At 40.4% G+C, this 6,008-nt stretch carries 2 protein-coding genes, 2 tRNA genes and 1 pseudogene; all 5 read left to right on the forward strand.

The features are described 5' to 3' along the window. Positions 1-50 precede the first annotated feature (50 nt). Positions 51-123, forward strand: a tRNA-Val gene (locus ACLUWI_RS09815). Between the two features lie 11 nt (positions 124-134). Further along, a tRNA-Gln gene (locus ACLUWI_RS09820) sits at positions 135-206 on the forward strand. A gap of 476 nt (positions 207-682) precedes the next feature. Further along, entirely contained in the window at positions 683-3,850 is a 3,168-nt protein-coding gene (locus tag ACLUWI_RS09825) for a type I restriction endonuclease subunit R (RefSeq protein WP_412147174.1), read from the forward strand. Positions 3,851-3,866: 16 nt separating this feature from the next. Beyond that, entirely contained in the window at positions 3,867-5,510 is a 1,644-nt protein-coding gene (locus ACLUWI_RS09830; protein WP_412147175.1) for a type I restriction-modification system subunit M, read from the forward strand. Beyond that, positions 5,503-6,008 (forward strand): annotated as a pseudogene (locus ACLUWI_RS09835) (restriction endonuclease subunit S); the annotation flags it as partial. The gene ACLUWI_RS09830 and the pseudogene ACLUWI_RS09835, both read left to right, overlap by 8 nt.

Genomic DNA, 6,008 nt, shown 5'->3' on the forward strand with positions numbered 1-6,008 from the left:
TGCAAATGTTTTAAAAGGGTAAGACTTCTGGTTAGCCCTTTTATTTTTTTGGAGGATTAGCTCAGTTGGGAGAGCATCTGCCTTACAAGCAGAGGGTCACAGGTTCGAGCCCTGTATCCTCCATTTTTGTTTATTGGGCTATAGCCAAGTGGTAAGGCAACGGTTTTTGGTACCGTCATGCGCTGGTTCGAACCCAGCTAGCCCAACTGGTTAACCGTCAGATGACAGTGCGTCGTCTGGCGGTTTTTTGTAAAATAAAGGGTCTTTGTCAAATTGTATTGTTGAAGATCTATGGGTCTTTGTCAAATCGTATTGGTGAAGATCAATTCCTTGCTTCAAAAATGAAGTGGGGATTTTTTAATAAAGAATGCATTCAATGCGCCAAAGCAGATTTTCAAAGTTATGGAAGCCACAATGATTACGTTTGTTAGATAATCATAAGAGAGCATTCATAGTATCACTGTAGAGTAATACAGTATTTGATTAACAGTGGAGTGGACTGCCATAATTGTATAATTTGAGATTACCGTTATTATACATTTTTAAACTGCCATTTTTATACAATTTGAAATTGCCACTGTATAACTATATTTCTTTAGGAAAATCTCTGTAAGATGCTCATTAAAAGCGCCACCAAAGGTTATAATTTATTATGTATCACAACTATTTGGGAAGGTAATTTATGAAGAGCAATAACTCAGCAGAATTAGCTTTTGAAGATGAATTGATTGAATATCTACAGCATGTTGGTAATACAAAGCAATGGAAATATGCAGCAGATATTAAGACAACCAGCCAGCTTTGGGCTAATTTCAAAAAGATTCTTGAACAAAATAACCAAGATAAACTAGATGGCAACCCCTTATCTGACACCGAATTTAATCAGGTGAAGCAGCAGATTGAAGGACTCAATAACCCATACAAAGCGGGAATGTTTTTATATGGCGTTGGCGGTAAAAGCCAAGTAGCAGTTTCACGTGACGAGGATGGAAAGCAGATCATTTTGACGGTATTTGACCAAGACCAGATTGGTGGCGGTGATACCGTATATCAGATTGTTAATCAGATTCAACGTGATCCAGTTATTAGTGGGAAAAAGTCGCGTCGTTTTGACGTTACGCTTTTGATCAATGGCTTGCCAATTATTCAAATCGAAGAAAAACGCGACTCAATCAGCACTGATAAGGCATTTAACCAGATGCGGCAATACTTGGATGAGCGGCAGTATAGTGGTATCTATTCAACTCTGCAGATTATCGTAGGCATGACGCCTAATGAAATTCGCTACATGGCACTGCCTAATGATGCTGATCATTTTAATACCGATTTTGCATTTGAGTGGCAAGATGAAAAGACTAATCGACCTATTCACGATTGGCGTTTATTTGCCTCCAAAGTTCTGTCGATCCCAATGGCGCATCAATTGGCAACTAATTACATGATTTTAGATGGTACGCCACACCATCAGATGATTAAGGTAATGCGGTCTTATCAAGTTTACGCAACGCGGCGAGTAATGGATAAGATCAGGTCACACGACTTTGAAGCTGGTGATCAGCGTCTAGGCTATGTTTGGCATACAACCGGATCTGGTAAAACGATCTCAAGCTTTAAAGCGGCATGGTTGGCATCACGTCAACCTAATGTAGATAAAGTGGTATTTTTAGTTGATCGAGTTGCTTTGACTAATCAAACCGTGGCAGAATACCAAGCTTATGATCCCGATAACGATCCTGAAAGAACCGGTGGCGGCGTGGTAATGGATACGGCCAATGTATTTGACTTAAGTCGTAAACTGAAAAAGAAAAAGGATCGCAGCGTAATCGTCACGTCAACTCAAAAGATGGCAACCTTAGTGCGACGGCATAAGTATACTGATCAGCAGCATATAGTCTTTATCGTTGATGAGGCTCATCGCTCGACTAGTGGCGACATGATCAAAGATATTAAAAAGGCCTTTCCGCATTCGGCGTGGGTTGGATATACTGGAACACCGGTGTTTGATGAAGAGACCGTCAATAAGCCTAAACGAAAAGATGCGGCTAAGGTGATTACGACTAGAGACATCTTTGGCGATCCACTGCATATCTACACGATTAGAGAAGCCATTGCTGATCGTAACGTGTTGGGATTCAAGGTTGATTTTCAAACCACGCTGCCTAAGGAAACGCTTGAAAATGAATATCTACCAAAATTCTTTAAAAAGCTTAATCCATCTTGGACTGATGAACAGATCAAAGAACGAATTAAAAATCTGACGCCGGCCGATATGGACGATCTGATTCAACCAAGTGTATATGACAATAATAAAGAACATGTTCGCTTGGTGGTTGAAGACATCTATAAGTATTGGCCAAATCGATCCAATCATGGACTGTATAGTGCTATGTTGACGACCCATGTTGGTGGCGGTAAAGCGTCAACGCCAATGGCTATGATGTACTTTGATGAATTTCAGCGACAAAATAAGCTGCGACCGGCTGATCAACACTTAAAAGTAGCAATTACGTTTAGTCAGGATACGACCAATGGTGATAATCAGCTTGAAAACAATCGAGGCCTTAGTCGTGCCATTGAAGCCTATAATGCAGAGTTTGGCACCAATTTTGGCGCTGATACGGTACAAGAGTATACCGAAGACGTAACCAATCGTTTAGCAAGAAATTTAGGCGATGATGCGGTTAATCTTGATTTGGTAATCGTGGTTGACCAGTTGTTGACCGGTTTTAATGCTCCAATGTTGAATACACTTTACGTTGATCGGACATTGAAAGGGGCTAACTTGATTCAGGCATATTCACGAACTAATCGTGTGCAGGATATGGATCAAAAGCCATTTGGGCGGATCGTTAACTACCGTTGGCCACAACATTCAGAAGATTTGATGAATAAAGCATTAACTGTTTATGCCAATCGTCAATCAGCCGCGGTTCAAGGGGAATTACTTGATAAACCGGCTGGAATCGTAGAACCATCTTATGAAGAGCTAGTTGACCAACTGAAGGATAACGTAAAAAAGATTAAAGAGCTGACTGGTAATTTTGATGACGTACCAAAGAGTGAGAGTGCACAAGTTGAATTGTGGCATCAAATGCATGAGTACAATCATCTGATGGTTAAGATCAAACAGGACGATAAATATGATGAAAAGCATCCTGAAAAGCTGCTTGCCAAAGTCAGCATGACCAAGCAAAACGAAACAGCACTGACTGGGCGCATTGCTAATAAGTTGAACAGATTGATTAGTGGGCGTGGCAATGACAATGATGACGATATGCCGATCCCATCGCTTAAGATGCAGCATGTTAATGACGTGCGCGTAAATTATGATTACATTGAAGAACTCTTGGCACAACTAGCCAACCAACTGCACAGCGGTGATGAGGCAGGGGCCAAGAAGACGCATGAGCAGCTGCAAAGCTACACCAATGCGATTGAGGATGAAAAATATGCGGCTCAGTTGTTGGCATTTATTAAGGCATTGTTTGATCGAGCTGTGCAAGGTGGTGTCTACCCGTTGCAAGGTAAAGATGCCGGTAAATTGATGCGGTCATTTGCTAAGGGCAGTGAGTCAAATGAGATTGAACGGTTCATGCAAAAATGGGGCTTGATGGATCTAACTGACGGGAATAATCGTAAGAATATTGCTCGTCTGATTCAGCAGCATACATTGGAACATGATGATTTGGACACGCAAGGTGAATTAACGAACATCATCAAAGAAGCACAGAATTCGTATAAAACTGCGGCACATGACAAAGATGTGAAGAACCTACGAAAGGTACAGTATCGAAACCATCTGCGGCAGGCTTTTAATGATTTTGCTGATTTGATGAAACGTAAGTATTAGAGTTAGGAGAATAAAAATGTCGAAGGCACAGGATGTATCCAGCCAATTATGGAGTATGGCAAACGAATTGCGGGGAACGATGGACGCGAGCGAATATCGGAACTATATTCTTGGTTTTATGTTCTACCGTTATTTATCGGAAAAGCAGGAAAAGTATTTAGTTGACAATGATATTTTGGACCACATTGATGGCAAGAGTATTAATGATGAGTATCGAGAAGAAGCTACGGGTGAGGATTTAAAAGATTACCTGGAAGATATCTCAGGTGCACTGGGATATGCGATTGCTCCAGAAGATACTTGGGCAACCTTGATTGAAAAGATTCAAGAGAGCAAGGCAAATGCCGAAGATTTCCAAAATATGTTTGACCATTTTGAAGAAAACGCTCAGTTGAATTCATTTGCCGAACGGGATTTTCGTGGGGTTTTTGCCGACGTTAACCTAAACAACAGTCGTTTGGGCAATAATCTGGCAACACGGACCAAAGCATTGATTGCGACGGCAAAAATGGTTAATGAATTTGACTACTATGATGAAAATGGACACGACATTTTAGGGGATGTTTATGAATATCTGATTAAACAGTTTGCTAGCAATGCCGGTAAAAAGGCCGGTGAATTTTACACACCACATGAGGTCTCAAAAGTTTTGGCAAAATTAGTAGCGGCCAACATTAATACAGATCAGGATTCATTTACAATCTATGACCCAACGATGGGATCTGGTTCATTGCTATTGACAGTACGCGATGAAATTCCAAATGGTAAGCAGAAAGGACGCGTACGTTTCTACGGTCAAGAATTAAATACGACCACCTACAACTTAGCACGGATGAACCTTATGATGCATGGCGTTGATTATGGCAATATGACGCTGCGCAATGCGGATACATTAGCAATGGATTGGCCAGACGGATTGGATAAAGATGGCATTGATCGTCCACACTTCTTTGATGCCGTGGTTGCTAATCCACCATATTCACAAAAATGGGATGCTGATGCGAGTCGATTAAAAGATCCTCGGTTTAAAGATTACGGTGCCGTTGCTCCCAAGAGTAAGGCTGACTACGCTTTTCTTTTGCATGCTTTATACCACTTGGATCAAGATGGCACGATGGCAATTATTTTGCCACACGGGGTACTTTTCAGAGGTGCTGCGGAAGGTAAGATTCGTAAGGCCTTGTTAGAAAAAGGACAAATTGATGCGATTATTGGGATGCCAGCTGGATTATTCTACTCAACTGGGATTCCAACAATTGTGATGGTCTTGAAAAAGCATCGTGATAATCGAGATGTGCTATTTATCGATGCTTCAAAGGACTTTGAAAAGGGTAAGAACCAAAATATTTTGCGTGATCAAGACATTGACAAGATTATCAACACGTATAAAAAACGCCAAGACGTCGATAAATACGCGCACTTGGCTACTATGGATGAAATTAAGGAGAATGAATATAATCTGAATATCCCACGCTATGTAGACACTTTTGAAGAAGAAGCTCCAATCGACATTGTGGCATTGAGTAAAGAGATGCAGGATGTGGATAAACAAATCGCGCAAAGTGAAGCTGACTTTTTATCATTGGTTGATGATCTTGATGTGAATGAACAAACGCAAGCCACGATTGAAGCGATTAAGGCGGTGTTTAAGCATGACTAAACAAAACGAAAAGGATGCTAAACGAGTCCCAGAACTGCGGTTTAAAGGCTTTGCTGATGCTTGGGAGCAACGTAAATCTAAAGAGCTATTTATAAATATTTCAGACAAACATCATCCAGAGCTATCTGTTTTGTCTGCTACTCAAGATAATGGTATGGTCTATCGCCGGGACTTAGATATTGACATTAAATATGATGAAGGATCATTAGATAATTATAAAAAAGTGTCGCCTTCTGATTTTGTAATTAGTTTACGTTCCTTCCAGGGGGGTTTTGAAATGTCTGATAAGTTGGGAATTACTAGTCCGGCATATACTATTTTTAATTTTAAAAATCCCAATAATCAATATCCTGTTTTTTGGAAATTTTTGTTTAAGCGTTATGACTTTATCGAGTCATTGAAACGCGTCACGTTTGGAATTCGAGATGGTAAAGCAATTAGTTTTAAACAGTTTGGTGATACCAAGCCATCTTTTCCACAACTTAAAGAACAACAATT

The organism is Limosilactobacillus mucosae (assembly GCF_046939755.1).
Classification (GTDB): domain Bacteria; phylum Bacillota; class Bacilli; order Lactobacillales; family Lactobacillaceae; genus Limosilactobacillus; species Limosilactobacillus mucosae_A.